General features: G+C 71.6%; 20 protein-coding genes and 1 other RNA gene. 2 read left to right on the top strand and 19 right to left on the bottom strand.

Features of this window, described 5'->3' with window-relative positions; genetic code table 11:
- Positions 1–88: 88 nt before the first annotated feature.
- From ABUE11_RS08000 to dnaX, 10 genes are all read right to left on the bottom strand, one after another.
- Complete coding sequence (locus ABUE11_RS08000) at positions 89–928, bottom strand: LytTR family DNA-binding domain-containing protein (RefSeq protein ID WP_367068519.1); 840 nt, start codon at positions 926–928, stop codon at positions 89–91.
- On the bottom strand, positions 925–2493 hold the full coding sequence (locus ABUE11_RS07995; protein ID WP_367068518.1) for an NAD(P)/FAD-dependent oxidoreductase: 1569 nt from the start codon (positions 2491–2493) through the stop codon (positions 925–927). Before ABUE11_RS07995 ends, ABUE11_RS08000 begins: the two co-directional genes overlap by 4 nt.
- Positions 2490–3548, bottom strand: a complete 1059-nt coding sequence (locus tag ABUE11_RS07990; RefSeq protein ID WP_367068517.1) for a histidine kinase — start codon at positions 3546–3548, stop codon at positions 2490–2492. The genes ABUE11_RS07995 and ABUE11_RS07990 overlap by 4 nt, the downstream gene beginning before the upstream one ends.
- Positions 3545–4015 carry a methyltransferase domain-containing protein gene (locus ABUE11_RS07985; protein WP_367068516.1) on the bottom strand — a complete coding sequence of 157 codons (471 nt, stop codon included), beginning with the start codon at positions 4013–4015 and terminating at the stop codon, positions 3545–3547. Before ABUE11_RS07985 ends, ABUE11_RS07990 begins: the two co-directional genes overlap by 4 nt.
- Positions 4008–4631, bottom strand: a complete 624-nt coding sequence (locus ABUE11_RS07980; RefSeq protein WP_367068515.1) for a dihydrofolate reductase family protein — start codon at positions 4629–4631, stop codon at positions 4008–4010. Before ABUE11_RS07980 ends, ABUE11_RS07985 begins: the two co-directional genes overlap by 8 nt.
- Positions 4632–4655: 24 nt before the next feature.
- Entirely contained in the window at positions 4656–4946 is a 291-nt protein-coding gene (locus tag ABUE11_RS07975; RefSeq protein WP_367068514.1) for a 2TM domain-containing protein, read from the bottom strand.
- Positions 4947–5064: 118 nt separating this feature from the next.
- Positions 5065–5454, bottom strand: coding sequence for an MAPEG family protein (locus ABUE11_RS07970; RefSeq protein WP_367068513.1), 390 nt, complete (start codon positions 5452–5454; stop codon positions 5065–5067).
- A 277-nt stretch (positions 5455–5731) separates the two neighbouring features.
- A complete protein-coding gene (recR, locus tag ABUE11_RS07965) occupies positions 5732–6322 on the bottom strand; it encodes a recombination mediator RecR (protein WP_367068512.1) in 591 nt (196 codons plus the stop codon).
- A 170-nt stretch (positions 6323–6492) separates the two neighbouring features.
- The gene (locus ABUE11_RS07960; protein WP_367068511.1) at positions 6493–6825 is read right to left on the bottom strand and encodes a YbaB/EbfC family nucleoid-associated protein; all 333 of its coding nucleotides are present in this window, start codon (positions 6823–6825) and stop codon (positions 6493–6495) included.
- A gap of 28 nt (positions 6826–6853) precedes the next feature.
- Complete coding sequence (gene dnaX, locus ABUE11_RS07955; RefSeq protein WP_367068510.1) at positions 6854–8743, bottom strand: DNA polymerase III subunit gamma/tau; 1890 nt, start codon at positions 8741–8743, stop codon at positions 6854–6856.
- A gap of 61 nt (positions 8744–8804) precedes the next feature.
- Between dnaX and ffs the strand changes: the two genes are divergently transcribed.
- Positions 8805–8901, top strand: an RNA gene (gene ffs, locus ABUE11_RS07950) — signal recognition particle sRNA small type.
- 17 nt (positions 8902–8918) lie between these two features.
- On the opposite strand, the gene ABUE11_RS07945 is transcribed toward ffs, so the two are convergent.
- The 9 genes from ABUE11_RS07945 to ABUE11_RS07905 form a co-directional block, all read right to left on the bottom strand.
- Entirely contained in the window at positions 8919–9734 is an 816-nt protein-coding gene (locus tag ABUE11_RS07945) for a TOBE domain-containing protein (protein ID WP_367068509.1), read from the bottom strand.
- 50 nt (positions 9735–9784) lie between these two features.
- Positions 9785–10645, bottom strand: a complete 861-nt coding sequence (gene modD, locus ABUE11_RS07940) for a ModD protein (protein ID WP_367068508.1) — start codon at positions 10643–10645, stop codon at positions 9785–9787.
- 53 nt (positions 10646–10698) lie between these two features.
- Positions 10699–11538, bottom strand: a complete 840-nt coding sequence (locus ABUE11_RS07935; RefSeq protein WP_367068507.1) for a DUF364 domain-containing protein — start codon at positions 11536–11538, stop codon at positions 10699–10701.
- Positions 11532–12326: a class I SAM-dependent methyltransferase gene (locus ABUE11_RS07930; RefSeq protein ID WP_367068506.1), complete on the bottom strand. Its 795-nt coding sequence runs from the start codon at positions 12324–12326 to the stop codon at positions 11532–11534. The genes ABUE11_RS07935 and ABUE11_RS07930 overlap by 7 nt, the downstream gene beginning before the upstream one ends.
- On the bottom strand, positions 12323–13099 hold the full coding sequence (locus tag ABUE11_RS07925; RefSeq protein WP_367068505.1) for an ABC transporter ATP-binding protein: 777 nt from the start codon (positions 13097–13099) through the stop codon (positions 12323–12325). Before ABUE11_RS07925 ends, ABUE11_RS07930 begins: the two co-directional genes overlap by 4 nt.
- Positions 13096–14079, bottom strand: coding sequence for an iron ABC transporter permease (locus tag ABUE11_RS07920; protein WP_367068780.1), 984 nt, complete (start codon positions 14077–14079; stop codon positions 13096–13098). Before ABUE11_RS07920 ends, ABUE11_RS07925 begins: the two co-directional genes overlap by 4 nt.
- A gap of 87 nt (positions 14080–14166) precedes the next feature.
- Positions 14167–15234, bottom strand: coding sequence for an ABC transporter substrate-binding protein (locus ABUE11_RS07915; RefSeq protein WP_367068504.1), 1068 nt, complete (start codon positions 15232–15234; stop codon positions 14167–14169).
- Positions 15231–15779, bottom strand: coding sequence for a DUF2478 domain-containing protein (locus tag ABUE11_RS07910; protein ID WP_367068503.1), 549 nt, complete (start codon positions 15777–15779; stop codon positions 15231–15233). Before ABUE11_RS07910 ends, ABUE11_RS07915 begins: the two co-directional genes overlap by 4 nt.
- A gap of 26 nt (positions 15780–15805) precedes the next feature.
- Positions 15806–17725 (bottom strand): TonB-dependent receptor, encoded by a 1920-nt coding sequence (locus ABUE11_RS07905; protein ID WP_367068779.1) that lies wholly within the window; start codon positions 17723–17725, stop codon positions 15806–15808.
- A 433-nt stretch (positions 17726–18158) separates the two neighbouring features.
- On the opposite strand from ABUE11_RS07905, the gene ABUE11_RS07900 reads away from it, so the two are divergent.
- Positions 18159–18686 (top strand): hypothetical protein, encoded by a 528-nt coding sequence (locus ABUE11_RS07900; RefSeq protein WP_367068502.1) that lies wholly within the window; start codon positions 18159–18161, stop codon positions 18684–18686.
- Positions 18687–18700 lie beyond the last annotated feature (14 nt).

Below are 18700 nucleotides of genomic sequence, written 5' to 3'. Positions count from 1 at the left end.
CGCGCTGAATGGGCAGGCCGAGGGGCGGTATTTTAATCCCCCGCTTCGCGCGCGCTCGCGCGCCGACGCCCATGCCCGCGGCGCGCCATCACAGCGCCTTGAAGCGGTGCGCGTAGAGCCGGCTCACCACCAGGCGTTCGCCACAGCCGCGCAGGGCGAGGTGCAGGCGCCCGGCCTCGTCGCGCTGCACGTGGTCGATGGCGTCGGCGCGCACGGCCGTGGAACGATGGATCTGCCAGAACTCGGCCGGGTCGAGCTGCTCCAGCAGGTCTTTCAGCGGCGTGCGCAGCAGATGCTCGCCGCCGGTCGTGACCACGCGCACGTATTTGTCTGCCGCCTGCAGCAACAGCACCTCGGCCACCGGCACCATGCGTATGCTGTGGCCGCCGCTGCCGGCCGGGCTCACGGGCAGCTGGCGCAGCCAGGCGGCGCGCGGCGCGGCCGGCTGCAGGGCCGCGAGCAGCCGCTGCAGCTGTGCGGCGCTGGCATCGGCCAGGGCGGCCGCTCCTATTTCAATAGCTTCTCGCGCCCGCCCATCAAGTGCCAGACGCAGTTTTTGCACCGATTTATCCAGCCGCGCCGGCTGCACGGGCTTGAGCAGGTAGTCCATCGCCTGCGCCTCGAAGGCCTGCACCGCGTACTGGTCGTAGGCGGTGACGAAGACCAGCAGCGGAAACGGTGTCGCGCGCTCGTCCCAGGCGTCCATCAGCTCGGCCGCGGCGTCCAGCCCGCTCTGGCCCGGCATGCGGATGTCGAAGAACAGCAGGTCGGGCCTGAGCGCCAGCGCCTCGCGCACGGCGCTGATGCCATCGCCCACGCGCGCGACCACGCGCAGCTCGGGCCAGGCGCGCGCCAGCTCGGCCTGCAGGGCCGCGGCCAGCAGCGGTTCGTCCTCGGCAATCAGGGCGGTGGGGGCGTCGGTGTTCATGGTTTCATCAGCTTCCAGAGGGCGGGCTTGAGCGTGGCGGCGGCCATGAACCCGCCCATGGCCGCGCCCTCGATGCCGAGCGACGCCACGTCCTGCCCCGCGAGCAGCAGGCCGGGGACGGGCGTGCGGACGTGCAGCGCAGGGTCGAGCAGTCGCGCGGGCGTGCACGCCAGGCCGTACATCGCCCCTTCGGGCGCCAGCGCGTAGGCGGCCTGTGTCAGCGGGGTGGAGAGCTCGTGGTAGGCAATGCGGTTCTTCAGCGCCGGGAACAGGCGCTTGAACTGGCTGAGCAGGCGGTCCTCGATCCAGGCCTTGGTGGCCTCGTAGTCCGGCGGTCGCTGGCCCAGGCTGGAGTCGCGCCAGGTGGCAAAGAAGCGCCAGTCGCACAGCGCGATCACCTCGGCCGTGGGCGCGTGGGCCTGCTCGGGATCGTTCAGGCCGCCGAACGATACGTACAGCGCCGGGGCATCGGTATCGGTCGGGCTCTGCCAGAGCAGGGCCTCGGGGTCGGGCGCGCAGCCAAGCGCCTGGCCGTCGTAGATCCAGTGGTTGGCGCCGTCAAGGCCCAGCGCACGCAAGGCCTCGGCGCTGCCCTCCAAGCCCAGGTAGAGCGTGATGTAGGCGTGGCTGGGCAGGTGCCGGCGCAGCGCGTCGCGCCAGTCCGGGGCGAGTCCGGCCGGCAGCGCCTGCACCGTGTTGAGCGCCCCCATGGCCGAGACGACGTGGCGGGCACGCTCGTCGCCGCCCTCGGCCAACCGCACACCGATCACGCGGCCGCCGTCGGCCAGCAGGCGCGTCACGCGCGCACCGGTGCGCAGCGCCCCGCCGGCGGCGCGCACGGTGGCCGCCAGGCTGTCGGCCAGCCGCGCCGGGCCGCCGACCGGGTAGCCGGCGCCGCCGTCGGCGTAGCTGCCCATGACCAGCGCGTGCAGCGCCAGCGGTGCCTGCGCGGGCGCCAGCCCATAGTCGCCGCCGCGCGCGGCCAGCAGGGCGTGCAGGTCGGCGTCGTCTATGCCGGCGAGCGCCTGCCCGAGTGTCTCGCCCGCGCGGCGCCGCAGCCACGGGCCCAGCAGCGCGCGCAGCAGCGCCGCGGCGGGCCGGGGCAGGCCGTGCAGCGCCATCATGAGGTTGACGCCGCGGCGCGCCCGCGCATAGCGCGCGGCGTACGCGTCGATGGCGCCGGCCTCGGCGGGATACTGCGCCTTCAGCCGCGCCCAGTTGTCGGCCTCGGGGGCGCCGTAGGCAAAGCGCGTCTCACCGCCATCGGCACGCACCAGTCGAACCAGGTCGAAATGACGGGGTAGCGGCCGAAAGCGCAGCGTGCCATCGCCCAGGGCGTTGAGCAGCCTTGCCAGGCGCCCCTGGCCGCCATCGGGCGTGGTCACGCCCGTCAGGTAATGCAGGCCGGTGGCGAAGCTGTAGCCCTGGCGCGCGAAGGTCTGCGTCATGCCGCCCAGGCTGTCGTGCTGCTCCAGCACCAGCACGCGCTGCCCGCTGTGCGCCAGCGCCGCGGCGGCGGTCAGGCCACCGATGCCCGAGCCGATGACGATGGTGTCCCAGTTCATGACGTGGCCCCTGACATCGGCAGGCGGATGCACACGGTGGTGCCGCCGCCGGGCCGCGATTGCACATCGACCCGCGCGCGCCCGCCATAGGCGGTGGCGATGCGCTCGCGCACCTGCGCCAGGCCAAAGCCGCCGGCACCTGCCGCAGGCTCCGTCATGTCAAAGCCCGCGCCGCTGTCGCGCACCGTCAGAACCAGCGCATCGCCAGAGCGCCTTGCCGACACCTCGATGTGGCCGCCCTCGATGCGCGGCTCCAGGCCATGGCGGATGGCGTTCTCCACCAGTGGCTGCAGCAGCAGCGGCGGCACCGGCAGCGTGCGCAGCTCGTCGGGCAGATCCAGCGCCACCGCTAGGCGCGGCCCCATGCGCACGGCCATCAGCGCCAGATAGTCGGCCAGGCGCGCGAACTCGGCCGCCAGCGGGTGCTGCGCGCTGCGCGAGGCCGCGAGCGTGGCGCGCAGGTAGGCGTCGAGGCGGTCGAGCATCTGCTGCGCCGCCTGCGGGTCCACGCCGATCAGCGCGCGCAGGTTGGCCAGGGTGTTGAACAGCATGTGCGGCTCGAGCTGGCTTTGCAGCAGCGCGAGGCGCGCCTCGCCGGCGTCGCGCTCGGCGCGCGCGAGCTCGGCCGCGAGCGCCGCGGCGCGTCCGCGTGCATGAAAGAAAAAGCTGCCCACGGCGCCCGCGGCGATGGTGATCAACAGGCCGAGCTGGTCGTCGCGCGCCGAGCGCAGGTCCGCGCCGAGAAACAGGCGCCGGCCCAGGGTCTCGCCCAGCGTGAAGCCCGCGGCGATGCCGATCGCCGTGAGCAGCAGCGCGCGCCAGCCCCTGGGCCAGCCATGGCCGCCCTCCAGGCTGGGGTGGCAGTGCCGCTCGTCAACCGCGTAGCGCCCGAACTCTATGGTGAGCCAGGTCACGAGCCCAATGCACAGCGCATGGCCCAGCTGCGCCGCGTAGCCATGGCCCGGCCAGATACCGGTGGTGAGCACCGCGATCACGCAGCAGAACGCCACGACCAGCAGAAAATGCCGGCCCACGTCGCGCCAGGCGATGCTCATGCCGGCCCTCCGCGCGCAGATGGCGCGAGCGGGCGACCCGTGGCGAGGGCGATTTCCAGCAGCGGATCGCCGCCATCGATGAACAGCCGCCCTTCCGGGGTGAGCGCCGCGCGCAGCCGCTCGAGGGCGATGCGGCCCGCGGCCGGATGGCGGCCGTCGAGCGCACCGACGCGCACGGCAAAGGCCAGGTCGTAGGCGGGCTCGTCCACGCCGAGCTGCAAGTCCTCGATCGCGACATGACGAAACGCGAGCCTGCCCGACGCGAGCTCGGCCGCCGAGCCGGCCATGGCCTGGGCGATGGCCTTGGCCGAGCGATCGATGGCAAGCACATGGCCCTGCCCCATGCGCCGCACCACCGCACGCGCGGCAACGCCCGGGCCGCAGCCAATCTCCAGCACGCGCATCCCCGGCCGCAGCGGCAGCGCCGCGACGATGGCGGCCAGGCGCGGGGATATGGACTCAGCCATGGCCCGGGCCCCTGCCGGGCGCGCCGCCCGCCGCGGGCGCCACCCCGGCGCCATGGCGCACCTCGTACCGCGACTGCACCAGGCCGTTGGCATAGGCGCGCGAGTCGGTCAGATCGAGCGCCACATCGGCCGCCAGCGGGCCGAACAGGCGCCGGCCCGCGCCCAGCAGCACGGGCACGGTGGTGATGACCATGTCGCGGATCAAGCCTGCACGCAGAAAGCGCTGGATGGTGACGCCGCCATCGACGTACAGGCGCCCGTGCCCGTTGCGCGCGGCCAGGGCGGCAACGGCGGCCGGCTCGGCGTCGAGCAGCGACACGCTGCCCGGCGCCTTGGCCGGCAGCGCCCGCATGCTGCTGCTGAGCGCGTAAACCGGCATCTGCCCATAGGGCCAGGCGTCGAAGGTCAGCACCTTCTCCAGCGAGGCCCGGCCCATGACGATGGCATCGACCGAGGACAGAAACGCGGCATAGCCATAGTCCTCGGCCGCGTTGTCGGAGGCGTCTGCCCCCGTCAGCCAGTCGATGGCCCCGTCGGGCCGGGCAATGAAGCCGTCCAGGCTGGTGGCGATAAAGACCGAGCAATGCGCGGTGGACGGGGCTTGGGCTTGTGTCATGTGCGGTCCTTTTCAGTTGCGCCTTCAGTTGCGCCGCGCGAGCAGCGCGCGCTCGTGCTCGACCAGGCGTTCGCGCCAATGCGCGCCCGGCCCCATCAGCCACACGGCCGCCCCATGCAGCGCGAGCCCCAGGCCCCAGCCGAGCAGCGGATAGGCGTACCAGTCGCGCCCATGGCTCAGCGCCAGCAGGGCCAGCCCGGCGTTGACGCACAGGTAGACAAAGGCGTGGATGAACCAGCCCATCTTGGCACCGGCGCGCCTGCGCGCCAGCCGGTCAATCTGCTCGGGGGTGTAGGAGGTGTGGGGGACGTTCATGGTGGCGCTCCTTGGCTGCGATGGCGCCACTGTGCCGCCGCGTGCCATGGCGCGCCAGCATGATGCGACGAAATGCCGCCGGCCGGCGCCGGATGCAGCAGCGACCGACGCGCGGCGCTCAACGCGCGCCGAGCAGCAGGATGGCGATGTTCACCAGCAGGGCCAGGCCCCACACCAGGCTGCGCGCCGTGGGCCGGTCGGCCACGTAGAACGTGATGTAGGCCAGGCGCAGCGCGACGAATGCGCAGGCCAGCAGATCGAGCCGCCCCTGGGGCGCGCCGAGCTGGTGCGCGATGATGACCGCGCCGATGAAGAACGGCAGCGCCTCGAAGCCGTTGGCCTGGGCCGCGTTGGCACGCGCGCGCCAGCCGCTCTGGCGCGCGAGCCAGGCGCGCGGGTCATGGTTGTCGCGGCCGCGAAAGGCGCCGCCCTTGGCCAGCAGCGCACAGGCCATGGGCAGCAGCGCGGCGATCAGCACGCACCAGTAGGCCAGCGTGAGTCCTGCCATATGCACCTCCGTTTGGTTTGGAATGATTTTGGCCGCTGGCGCCCACCCATCAAGCGCGAGCAGCTATTGTTTTTGCGGATCCCAGGCCGCAACCACGATGAATCTGCCCAGCACAGCGTGCACAGTCCACAGGGCCCGTCATCCCCGCGCAGGCGGGGATCCAGGTGCAAGCCCTGCCGTCGATTCGTGACTGCTGTGGATCCCCGCCTGCGCGGGGATGACGACGGTGGCTGAGTCCTTGCACGGGTGTCGCTGACTGAACCACCGCCGTACCGCATCAACGCCGATCGGCCAGCGCATGGGCAATGGTGCCCAGGTCCACGTATTCGAGCTCGCTGCCCACGGGCACGCCGCGCGCCAGACGCGTGACGTGGATGCCGCGGCGCTTGAGGGCCTCGGCGATGGCGTGGGCCGTGGCCTCGCCCTCGGCGGTAAAGCTGGTGGCCAGGATCACCTCCTGCACCACGCCGTCGCAGGCGCGCTCGAGCAGCCGTTGCACGCCGATGTCGCGCGGCCCCACGCCATCGAGCGGCGACAGCCGCCCCATGAGCACGAAGTACAGCCCCCGGAAGGCGGCCGTGCGCTCCATGGCGGACTGGTCGGCCGGCGTCTCCACCACGCACAGGCGCGTGGCGTCGCGCTCCGGATCGAGGCAGGTGTCGCACACCGCCCCCTCGGTGAAGGTGTAGCAGCGCTCGCAATGGCGCACCTGGGCACAGGCCCGCGCCAGCGCCTGCGACAGCTGCTCGGCCCCGCCGCGGTCATGCTGCAGCAGATGAAACGCCATGCGCTGGGCCGACTTCACGCCCACGCCCGGCAGGCGCCGCAGGGCCTGGATCAGTGCGTCGAGGGAACTCGTATCGGACATGGCCTCAGAAATTCCTTACGCCACGAATGCGGAGCAGCACATTGAAACTGGCGCGCCGTCATGCGAGGGCCACCGCGCAAGGGCCGCCCCGCAGCGCTGGTGGCGTCCCCCTTCCCACGCGCAGCGTGAGAGAAGGGGGAAGGCGCGAAGCGCCTCAGGGGGTTGTCGCATCAAAACGGGAATTTCATGCCGCCGGGCAGGCCTGGCATGCCGGCCGTGATCTTGCCCATCTTCTCCTGGCTGGTTTCCTCGGCCTTGCGCACCGCGGCGTTGAAGGCTGCGGCCACCAGGTCCTCGAGCATGTCCTTGTCCTCGGCCAGCAGGCTCGGGTCGATGGTGATGCGCTTGACGTCGTGCTTGCAGGTCATCACGACCTTGACCAGGCCCGCGCCCGATTCACCCTCGACCTCGATGCTGGCGAGCTCTTCCTGGGCCTTCTTCAGGTTGTCCTGCATGGCCTGGGCCTGCTTCATGAGGCCGGCGAGCTGTCCCTTGTTGAACATATGCGTTTCCTTTGCTTATCAAAAAATGTCATGCAGGCTTGATGCTGCCGGGCACGATTTTCGCGCCGAAGTCACGCACCAACTGCTGCACATAGGGGTCGTTGTGGACGATGTCCTCGGCCTGGCGCTGGCGCTCGGCCGCGGCATGGGCGTTGCGCCGCGCCGGGCTGTCGATGACCACGCCCAGCTCCACGCTGATCTGCGTGGCATGGCCCGCGGCCTCGAGCGCGGCGCGCAGGCGCTCGCGCGCCTGGGGCTGGTTGACGGATTCGCGCTCCACGCGCAGCCGCCAGTGGCCGTCCTCGCGCGCCAGCAGCTGCGACTGCAGCGCGAGCTCGCGCACCAGCGCGGTGATGGCCTCGGCGGCGATGAGCTCCTGCACCACGGCATACCAGTGGTCGCCCTCCTCCGTGGGCACGAGGCGCGCCGCAGCGCCCGCGCGGCCAGTCGGCGACTGGGGCTGCAGGCGCGCGCTGGGTTCGGGTGCGGTGCGCACCGGGATAGCTACTGTTTCGGGAGCTGGCTGCGCTTTGCTGACGGGCGCTTCAGCCGGTTTTGTATCCAAATCCGCTGACAGATTCTCGGGTGCGGGCTGCGGCTGGACGGCTGGGGCCGCTGCTTGCGGTGCGCGCTGCGGCGCGGCAGGCGCGGCCACCGGCACTGCTGCCGCCACGGGTGCAGCCACCGGCGCAGCGACAGGCGCAGCCACAGGCACAGCGACAGGTGCTACCACCTGCGCAGCGGCCGGTGCGGCCTCAGCCTGCGTCAGAGTTTTTTTTTCCGCCGGGGCGGTTGCGGGCTGTGCGGCCTGTGCAGGCTTGAAGGCCAGCAGGCGCAGCAGCACCATGGTCAGGGCGGCGTATTCGTCGGGCGCCAGGCCCAGCTCGGTGCGGCCGTGCAGGCAGATGCTGTAGAGCAGCTGCGTCTCGTCGGCGGGCAGCGCGGCGGCCAGGCGGGCGGTCTCGGCGGCCTCGGGGTCGGTCTCGTCCACGGCGGCGGCCATCTGCGGCACGGCCTGCAGCACGGCCATGCGCTGCAGCACGGCGCTCATTTCCTCGAGCGTGCTCGCGGCCGACAGGCCATGGGTGCGCAGCGCGTCCGACGTTTCCACCACGCTGCGGCCGTCGCCCGCGGCCAGCGCCGCGATCAGGCGAAACACATGGCTTCTGTCCACGCTGCCGAGCATCTGGCGCACGCCCGCCTCCTGCAGCTGGCCGCTGCCGAAGGCGATGGCCTGATCGGTCAGGCTGAGCGCGTCGCGCATGGAGCCACGCGCCGCACGCGCGAGCAGGCGCAGCGCCTGGGGCTCGGCGGGCACGCTCTCGGCGCCCAGCACGCGCGTGAGGTGCTCGAGCACGGTCTCGGGCGCCATGGGCCGCAGATTGAACTGCAGGCAGCGCGAGAGCACGGTGACCGGCACCTTCTGCGGATCGGTCGTGGCAAGCACGAACTTGAGGTATTCGGGCGGCTCCTCCAGCGTCTTGAGCATGGCGTTGAACGCCGTGTTCGTGAGCATGTGCACCTCGTCGATCATGAAGACCTTGAAGCGCCCCTGCACGGGCTTGTAGACCGCCTGCTCCAGCAGGCCCTGCACCTCGTCGACGCCGCGGTTGCTGGCCGCGTCGAGCTCGGTGTAGTCGGGAAAGCGCCCGCTGTCGATGTCCTGGCAGGCCGGGCAGACGCCGCAGGGCTGGGCCGTGATGCCGCCCTGGCCGTCGGGCCCCTGGCAGTTGAGCGACTTGGCCAGGATGCGCGAGACCGTGGTCTTGCCCACGCCGCGCGTGCCGGTGAACAGATAGGCATGGTGCAGCCGCTGCTGCGTGAGCGCATTCGTGAGCGCCTGCACCACGTGTTCCTGGCCCACCATCTCGGAGAAGGTCTTGGGGCGGTACTTGCGGGCGAGCACTAGATAGGACATGGGGCGTGATTCTATGGCCCGTGGCCGGGGGCGCCGGATTCCCGGCGTACAATCTCGCGTTGACGGGCCTCCCCGCATGGTGAAGCGGCCAACCGGGTCAGGTGGGGAACCAAGCAGCCCTAACTGTGGAGCCAGTGCCGGGGGTAAGGCTCGTCACCCTCCCCACTCTTTTGCCCTATGCGGGCACCCCCATGATCACGCTCGACGCCTTGAACAGCGCCGACGCGCTCACGCCCGGCGCCAGGCCCAGCGCGTCGCAGCTTTCGTTGGTGATGATGGCAGCCACCGCGGCGCCACCGGGCAGGCCGATCACGACCTCGGTATTCACGGCGCCCTTCTCCACGCGCGAGACCGTGCCCTGCAGGCGGTTGCGCGCCGAGAACCTGGCGCCCTGCTCGTCCGTCGCGACGATGATCGACGAGGCCTTGACCAGCGCGAAGGCCTCGGCCCCCGGCGTGAGGCCAAGTTCCACCGCGCTGCCATGGGTGACGATGGCCACGATGGCAGAGTCCATGCCCGGCACGGAGAGTTCGACTTCGTCGTTCACGGCCCCGGCGGACACGCGCGACACCGTGCCAAAGAATTGATTGCGTGCACTCGTTCTCATACCCATTCTCCTGATCAACAAGAAATCATCGGCTACGCCCTGCGCCTGCGCGCTGAGCTGGTCCACGAACTGCCGGTGCGCGCGCTCGATGACGCCGAAGCTGCGCACCAGCCGCATGCCTCTCTCGGTCACGCGGGTGCCGCCGCCGCCCTTGCCGCCCACGAGACGCTGCACCAGCGGCTCACCGGCAAGCTGGTTCATGGCGTCCACGGCGTCCCAGGCCGCCTTGTAGCTCATCCCCATGGCCTTGGCCGCCTGGCTGATGGAGCCATGCTCGGCAATATGCCGCAGCAGCTCCACCCGGCCTGCCCCGCCCAGGCTGCTGCCGTCCACGGTCATCCATACCGATCCGCGCAACTCGATGCGCGCTGCGTCCTGCTGCATTGCCTATCCCCTGATTGCTCGAACACGCCAGTGTAGGCAAGCCGCGCCGGCTAGCGCTGTTCAAGCGGCTCAATGGTCACGCCCACATCGGCCGGCGGCGCGTAGTGCAGGCTGCTGGTGACCAGCGCATCGACGCCGCTGGCCGCGTACTCGGCGGCGTTGCCCAGGTGAATGCCGCCGGCGGCCAGCAGCCCCAGCCGCGCGTGGCGCTCGCGCAGCGGTGGGCACCAGGCGCGCAGCTGCTCGGGCGTGGCCTTGTCGAACTGCACCACATCCGCCCCGGCGGCGGCGGCGCGCAGGGCATCGTCGAGCGAATGCGCCTCGACCACGCATTTCTTCTCGGCCAGCGCGGGCGCCGCGACCGCCAGCCGCGCGCTCACGCCCTCCCAACCACCCGCGAGCACGCGGTGCTGGGGAAAGACCAGCACCGTCTCGCCCACGCCCAGGCGGTGCGGAAACGCGCCGCCGCTGAGCGTGGCCTTGAGGGCGACGCGGCGCAGCCCGGGCGCATGCTTGCGCGTGGTGAGCACCGCCACGCCGGGCGCCGCGGCCTGCACTGCGCGCACCATGCGCGCGGTGGCAGCGGCCACGCCGCAGGCGTACTCCAGCAGGTTCTGCGCCACCTTCCAGGCCCGCAGCAAGTCCGCCGCGGGGCCGCTGGCGGCCAGCAGCACATCGCCCGCTGCCACGGGCGTGCCGCTGGCCAGCAGGCGGTCTACCTGGGCGCCGCAGTGCTGCACGATGCGCGCGGCCTCCTCGGTACAGGCGGCCACGGCCTCGCCGCGAATGGTCAGACGCATCTGCGCCGCCCGATCGCCCACGGCCAGCAGATGCGTCGTCAGGTCCACGAGCGGCGCGTCCTCGGCAATCCAGGCGTCGATCGTGGCGTGGTCGAAAAACACGGAATTCATGGCGCTCCCCATCGATGTGGAACAGGAAAGATCTGCACGGTCATGGGCGCGCCTCACACACAAAGACAGACGCGCTCGACCGACTTGCCGAAGAAGTGGTAGCCCGAGCCCCCTTCGGCCAGCAGGTCGAGTAGTTCGGCGGCCGCATGCACACGCGTGCCGCCCACGACGGTGGCGCCGCGGCGCGCGAAGGGCGCGGCGCGCAGCGTGGCCGTGGGCCCGACCACGGCTGCCTGGGCGCCCGGACGCAGGTGGCGCAGCAGATCGTCCAGCGTGCCGTTGACCAGCGTGGTGCCAGTGGTGATGAGCACGTCGGCCGCGCCCACGATCTCGGGGGCGCGCTCGGCGGGAACGTAGAACGGCAGTTCCTCGGGCTTGAGCGTCGCGGGGTCGAGCTCCAGCACGTGAAACGGCTGGCCGCTGCGCCGCAGCGCGCGCAGGTAGGGCGGGAAGGCGCCCACCAGCGCCACGCGCTGGCCGGGCTCGATGGCGAGCGCGTCGAACGCGTCGCCCGGGACGACGCGCGCGCCGGGCGGCGGGCCGTCGCGCAGCCACAGCGTCTCGGCCAGCGCATTCAGCGTGGCGATGGCCAGCGCGCGGCGCAGGTCCTGTGGACGGTACAGGTCCTGCAGCACCTCGGCTGCGCTGCGCCCCGCGATGCGGCCGGGCACCGGCATGGCCAGTGCGGAGCTGGGGCAGCACACGGCTTCGGGCACGCTCTTGATGGGCGTGGCGCACAGGCCGCCGACGCCGTTGTCAAGCTGCACGCCGGTGAAGAAGATGCCCAGCACGGCACGTGCAATGCACAGATCCTCCAGCGCTTGCGCGCCCAGGGCCTGTCGCACGTCGGCATGAAGGTCGGCCAGCAGGCCATCGCCCTGTGCGTTCAGCATGGCGACTTCTCCCACGAGATGAAGGCCCAGCGCATGGGCGCGCCCGCGCGCTCGGCGGGCGTGGCGCGCTCGTACCAGGCGCGCAGGCGGTCGCGCTCTTGCTCGTCCAGCTCGCCCAGCGACCAGGCCACGCGCTGCGCGTAGTCATCGAAGCCCTGGGCGTCGGCGAGGCGGCTTTCCTGCGTCAGATAGTCGATCCGGGGGTGGATGCCCATGCGGTGCAGGATGTTGACGAGATAGATGTAGTCCGGCGTGCCGGGAACGCTGCGGCCGACGACGCGCTGGATCGCCGGGTCGGTGAAATGCCCACCCACCGGGTGCGTGAGGTAGACGCGCAGGCGCGCATGGGCGTCGAGCCGCACGAGCGCGGCGGCGATGTCGTCGACCAGCGTGGCGCGCGAGGCGACGGCGATGTCGCACACCGGCACATCGCTCCAGTCGTCCTCCCAGGCGCGGTGCAGCGTCTGGACATGGGTCAGCCCGCGGGCCGCGGCCTGGTCGCGCAGCGCCTCGAGCATGGCGCCGCTGTAGTCCAGGCCGACCACGCGCCGCAACCGCGGCGCGACGGCCAGCGCAATCGTGCCGGGGCCGCAGCCCACGTCCAGCAGCGACTGTGCGCCCGTGAGGTCCATGCGCGCGACGAAGTCCTGCGCATAGCGGCTGTGCAGCGCACGGGCGGCCATGCCGGCGGCGCGCGTGTCCCAGGCGCCGGCGTTCTTGCGCGTGCGTGCGGCCAGGGCCAGGTGGCTCTGGTACAGGCGGGAGAAGTCGATGGCGTCTATGGTCATGGGGTCGTCCTGTCGTGTAAGGGGGCGAGCGACGCGGCCACGGCGCCCTCGCTCACGCCGTAGAGCGCGGCCAGTGCGGCGGGCGTGGCGACCGCGTGCGGCGCGCCGATGGCCATGAGCCGCCCGCCGCCCAGCAGCGCAATGCGGTCGGCCACGCGCAGCGCATGCTCGGGCTGGTGCGTGGTCATGAGCACGGCCATGCCCTGGGCGCGCAGCTGCTCGATATGTTCCAGCACGCGGATCTGGTTGCCGAAGTCCAGGCTGGACGTGGGCTCGTCCATGACCAGCAGCGCAGGCTGCTGCGCGAGCGCCCGGGCGATCAGCGCGAGCTGGCGTTCGCCGCCGCTGATGGCGGTGTAGCTGCTGGCCCGCAGATGGCCGATGCCCAGGCGCTCGAGCGCCTCGCGCGCGACGCGCCGGTCCAGCGCGCCCGGCGCCGAGAACGGCCCCACGCGCGCGGCGCGGCCCATCAGCACCACGTCTTCGACGGTGTACGGAAACAGCCCCGCATGCGCCTGCGGCACATAGCCCACCTGGCGCGCAAAGGCGGCGCGGGGCCAGTCGGCCACGTTCTGGCCGGCGCAGCGCACCATGCCCGCCAGCGGCGCGAGCAGCCCGAGCAGCGTGCGCAGCAGCGTGGTCTTGCCACTGCCGTTGGCGCCCAGCAGACACAGAACCTCGCCGCGGGCGATGCAGAAATCCAGCCCCCGCGCCACGCAGCGCCGGCCATGGCCGATGGCGAGCGCCTGGGCCTCAAGCACCGCGGCGCTCATGCGCCCCTCCCCCCGCGCGCCAGCAGCACCAGGAAGAACGGCGCGCCCACCAGCGCGGTGAGGATGCCCAGCGGCAGCTCGATGGATGCCGCGGTGCGCGCCAGCGTGTCGGTGGCCACAAGAAAGCCCCCGCCCAGCAGCAGCGAGGCGGGCAGCAGCCGCGAGAACTGCGGCCCCACCAGCAGCCGCGCCACATGCGGCACCACCAGGCCCACCCAGCCGATGATGCCCGTGAGCGACACCGCCGCCGCCGTGGCCAGCGTGGCCGCTGCCACCAGCACCAGGCGCAGGCGCGCGACGGACACGCCCAGCGCCAGCGCCTCCTCGTCGGGCAGGGAGAGCAGATTCACGCGCCAGCGCAAGAGCGCCAGCGGCACCAGGCCGGCCAGCAGCGCGGGCGCCGTGGCGGCCAGGTCGGCGGGCGTGACGGCGTTGAGCCCGCCGAGCAGCCAGAAGGTGATCGAGGGCAGCTGGGTCGTCGGGTCGGCCAGTATCTTGATGAGCGAGATGCCTGCGCCCAGCAGCGCGCCCACGGCCACGCCCGCGAGCACCAGCACCAGTACCGGGTCGTGCCGGCGCACCAGGCCGGCGACGGCGAGCACCGCGCCCACGGCAAGCAGCCCTCCAAGAAAGGCCAGCGCCTGCACGGCCGCAATCGGCAGGCCCAGGTAGATGGCGGCGGCCGCCCCCAGCCCGGCACCGGCCGACACGCCCAGGATGTCGGGCGAGACCAGCGGATTGCGGAACATGCCCTGGTAGGCCGCGCCCGCCGCCGCCAGTGCCATGCCCACGAGCAGTCCCGCCGCCACGCGCGGCAGGCGGATGCGCCACACCACGGTCTCCACCGCCGCCGGCAGGCCCGAGGGTGCGCCGGTCAGGCGCGCGGCCACGGCGCGCCACAGCTCGGCGGGCGAGATGGAGAACTTGCCCGCGCCAAAGGCCAGCAGCACCACGGCGGCCAGCAACGCCAGGGCGAGCATCCAGCGCAGCGCAGGCACTACCGAAACAATAGCTGCTCGCGCTTTCTGGGCGGGCGCTGGAGCCTTGTCGAAGGCATATTCCACGGCCTAGTCCTCGAGCAGACGGCGCAGCTGCTGGGCCGACAGCTCGGCGCCGTAGAACAACTGGTAGAAGCGCCGCACGGCCTGGGGCAACGGCTCCAGCGCGCGCAGCGCGGCATGGCCGCCGTGCAGCCGTTCGAGCAGCCAGCGCACGCCGATCAGGCGGTTCACGCCCGGGGGGCCGTCCAGCCAGCCAAAGGGCAGCGCGGGCGCGCAATGCACCCTGCCCGTCTGCACGGCGGCCACGCTGCGCCACAGCGGATCGCTGCGCACGCGGCGCGCAAACGCCGCATCCTGCGTGACGATGACCTCGGGGTTCCAGGCCAGCAGCTGCTCGAGCGAGACGCGCGTGAGCGAGCCCCGCCCAGCGTCCGCCGCCACGTTGCGGCCGGCGCAGAACTCCAGCAGCTCCAGGTTGATGGAGCCCGCGAGGCCGGTCTCCAGGCCATCGGCGCCACGCCCGTAGTACACGCGCGGGCGCAGCGCCTGCGGCACGCTGGCGCGCAGCCGCGCGGCCAGGTCGATGGCGGCCTGCGCCTCGGCTGCGAGTTGCTCGCCGCGCTCGGCCACGCCCAGCAGCCGCCCCACCTCGCGCAGCTGCGCGGCATGGTCGGCGATGCGGCCCTGGATCAGGACCGTGGCCAGGCCCGTCTGCGCGCTCACGCGGCGCATGCCCGAGACGTAGGTCGCGTCGGCCGTGCCCGCGTCCAGCACCAGATCGGGCGCGTGCTGCAGCAGCGACTCCAGCGGCGCCGTGCTGCCGCGCCCGGACAGCCTGCCGGTGTGCGCCAGCGCCGCCAGCCGGGGCCCGAGAAAGGCGCGCGCATCCTCATCCAGCGTCTGCGGCCAGCCGATGAGCTTGTCCGGCGCCAGCGCCGCCACCAGCACGCCGGCGGGCGGGCCGGCGGCAAACACCCTGCGCACCTGCGCGGGCGCGGGCAGCGTGCCGAACTGCGCCACCACCACCGGCTGCGCCACGGGCGCAGGCTGCGCCGTCCCGGCACGCACCCGGGCCGCCGCCCACAGCAGCGGCAACTGCAGCGGCAACTGAAGGCAATGGCGCCGGCGCATCATGCGGGAACCCTGTGGCCCGCGACCAGGGTGAACCATGCCGACAGCGCCGACATGCGCAGGGGCAGCTCCTCGCCCAGGCCGCCGGTGAAGCGCCGCCAGCCGTCAAGATGCTTGGCGGCAACCACGGTCAGCACGGGGATGCCGGCATCGGCCAGCGCCGCGATCTCGGCCACGAAGCCGCCGCCCTGCGCCTCGAGTTCGCCAAAGCGGTTGGTCACGGCCAGATGCACGCCATCGGCCAGCGCCCGGCGCAGCACCGCGCTGGCCTGCGCAATGCCGCCGGTGTCGAGGCTGCAGGCACGCGAATGCGGCCCGAGCTTCTGCGAGATGGAAAACCGCTCGTCCGTGCCCAGGTCGACGAGCAGCAGGCGCGGCCTGCCACCGCCCTCGGGCGGCACGCATTGCTGCAGCAGGCCACCCACGCGCCAGCCGGAGCCCAGCAGCAGGTGGCAGAACGCCTGCAGCAGCACATCGGCTTCTTCGCCGTGGCCGGTGTCGCCGTCATAGACCAGGGCGGCCAAGGGGTGCGTCGTCATATCGGGCATGGGGGCTGGGAGGATCGTCGGGGAGGTCAGAATCTGTAGCTGCCGTTGAGGTACCAGTAACGGCCGGGCATGGGGTAGCCGTCGGCCAGCTCGTACCACTTGTCGCCCAGGTTGCTCACGCCGAAGTCGAGCGCGAGGTCCTTCACGGGCTTGTAGGTCGCCTTGAGGCCGGCGCTGCCGAAGCCGCCCAGCTGGCGGTAGCCGCCGTCGAAATTGACGCGCCGGCCCTGCTCTGCCTCCAGCGTGGCCTGCAGCTCCCATTGCGCGACGGGCAGCCACTGGATGGCCGCGTACAGGCGATGGCGCGGCGTGTCGACCAGCGTCACGTTGCGGTTGCTCAGGTTGGTGCGCTGCAGGTAGGTGTAGCTGGCGTTCGCGCTCCACTGGGCCGAGAGCTGCTGCGCGAGCGACAGCTCCAGCCCCTGGTTGCGCGTGCGGCCCACGTTCTGCGCCTGGTTGCAGGTGCTGCCGCCGCAGGCGCCCGAGGGCACGACCACGGTCTGTATCTGGTCGTTCACGCGGCTGTGGAACAGCGCCGCCTGGCCCTTGGCGCCGGCCCAGGGCCGGCCGCTCACGCCGAGCTCGACATGGTTGGCGACCTCGGGCTTGAGGTCGGGGTTGGGCAAGGCGCTGCCCATGCGCGCGGAGTAGCGGTCCTTGATGGTGGGAAAGCGCGTCTTGTGCGAGAGCACGGCGTACAGCTCGTCGCCCTGCTGCGTCAGGGCATAGCCCAGCCGCGCCAGGCCATTGGTGGCGCTGGCCGAGCCCCTGGGCCAGTGGTAGACCTCCCGCGCGTCGCGCTTTTCGTGGCTGGCGCCCAGGGTCAGGCGCCAGCGCTCGGACAGGGCGATGCTGTCCTCGGCCACGAGCGAGGTGGTCACGTCGCGATAGAACTTGCCCGTGTCGTCATGCTCGTCGACCTTGTAGTGCGCGGCAAGGCGCAGCTCATGACCGGGAAGGCTGTAGTTCGCCCACTCGATGCTGGCGCCCTTGCTCGTGTCCTTGTAGGCGCTGGTCGGGTCGTGCGTCGTGTAGCTCGCGTCCCTGTAGATGTCCAGGCCGTTCTTGTAGCTGTCGTGGAACAGGCGCGTCTTGAGCACGTTGTCGCCGCCGATGCGCGTGGTGCTCAGAAAGTACACGCTGTCCTTGTCCCAGTACGGCCAGCGCCAGTAGCGCACGGCGCTGCGTTGCGCAGACCGGCCGGTGTAGACGGGGTTGCCCTTCTCGCCCTCCTGGCGCACATAGCCCAGCGCATATTCATCGGTGGCGTTGGGCGTCAGGCCCAGCTTGAATGACAGGCGCCTGTCGCTGCGGTAGGCGTTCTCGCGCTGGCTACCCACATCGGTGGGCCTGGCCTTGTAGTCCCTGAAGCCCTTGGGCAGCGGGAAACCGTCGGCATCGAGGTAGGAGGCGCCCAGCTGGTAGTACCACAGCCCCTGGTTGCCACCGAGGTTGACGGCCGCCCTGCGCGTCTGCCCCGCCCCGAGGCCCAGGCGCACATCGCCCTCCAGCGGCTTGACGGGCTTGCGCGTGACGAGATTGATCGCCCCGCCCAGCGTGTTGGGGCCGTAGAGCAGCGAGGCATCGGCCTTGGCGACGCGAATCTCGGCCAGGTCGAAGGTGGTGAAGCGGCCGAAGTCCACGTAGCCGTCATAGGGCACGTAGAGCGGCACGCCATCGACGAACACCGGCACCTGGCGCGCGTCGAAGCCACGCACGTAGACCATCTCCTCGTTGCGTGCGCCACCGCGCGAGACGCTCACGCCCGGCAGCAGGCGTACCGCGTCGGTCACGGTATCGGCGTCGTGGCGCGTCATGTCCCCCTGGCTCAGCACCGCCTCGCCCCCCGCGTGGCTCCTGACGGGCGCACCGACCACCGTCACCGTGCCGAGCTCGAACACGCCGTCCGCCGCCTGCGCGGCACCGACGCAGAAGCCCAACGCCACCAGCGCCGGCGCCACGGGCCCATGCCCACGCCTGTGTTTTGCTGCCACTCCATGCTCCATCACCGCCACACCCTCTCTTCGTTATAGACACTCATATACAACGCTGGGCGGGCCAAGCCGCCCCGCAAATCCGGTCAGCCAGCGGGCTCTGCCGCCGGCGTCGTGCCGCGCACCGAAATATACATACATATATAACGCTTGTCGGAGCCCATGCCGCGTCTTCTGATGGGGATCAATTCCGCCGCCCGCACGGGCGGCGGCGACGGTCTCAGGATCTTGTCCTACATGAACAGCCACCGCCGTGAGACTTCGGCGCAGGCACCCTCCCTCATACTCGTACGCAACGATCGCCCTTGCCTCCGGGAGTGATGTCATGCATTCGCCCGCAACAGCATGCAGATGCGTTCGCCAGCTCGGCCTGGCGTCTGTCTTGGTGAGTGGTCTCACCTGCCCGGTCATGGCCCAGACGGGCGTCGTCAGACCGGCCGCGGCGCCGCTCGAGGTCTCCAGCCGCGTCACGCCTCCCGATGCGCCGGTTGCGGCGACGCATGTGGACATCACGCGCTGGACGCCGCCCGGCCGCGCGGGCAGCCTGGGCCTTTCCTTTGGCCTGGACATGCCCGCACAGCTCGATGCGCGGCCCTATGGTGTGGCCCGTGCGTCGTGGCGCACGGACGTTGGCGTGCGCTGGCGCATGCCGCTGGGCAGTGATCGTCATCTGGACATGGCCGTCTGGACACGCACCGGCCGCCATGGCCAGGAGCCCGACGCGCTAGGCATGATCTGGCAACAGGAGCAGAACCGCTATGGCACGCGGCTGGAGGTGCAGTGGAACTCGTCGCGCACCCGTGGCCTGGTGCCCGAATTCGGCGCCGTCGGCCTGCAGCTCGAGGGCAATTCACGGCTGGTGCTGCGCGCCCGGCGTGGCGGGCCCATGCTGTATTACCGCACCAAGTTCTGACCGCGCGCCACAAG

It is taken from the genome of Oryzisolibacter sp. LB2S (assembly GCF_040732315.1).
Classification (GTDB): Bacteria; Pseudomonadota; Gammaproteobacteria; order Burkholderiales; family Burkholderiaceae_C; genus Alicycliphilus; species Alicycliphilus soli.
Note: the sequence above shows the minus strand (reverse complement) of the source record. Positions and strands in the feature narration are given on the sequence as shown.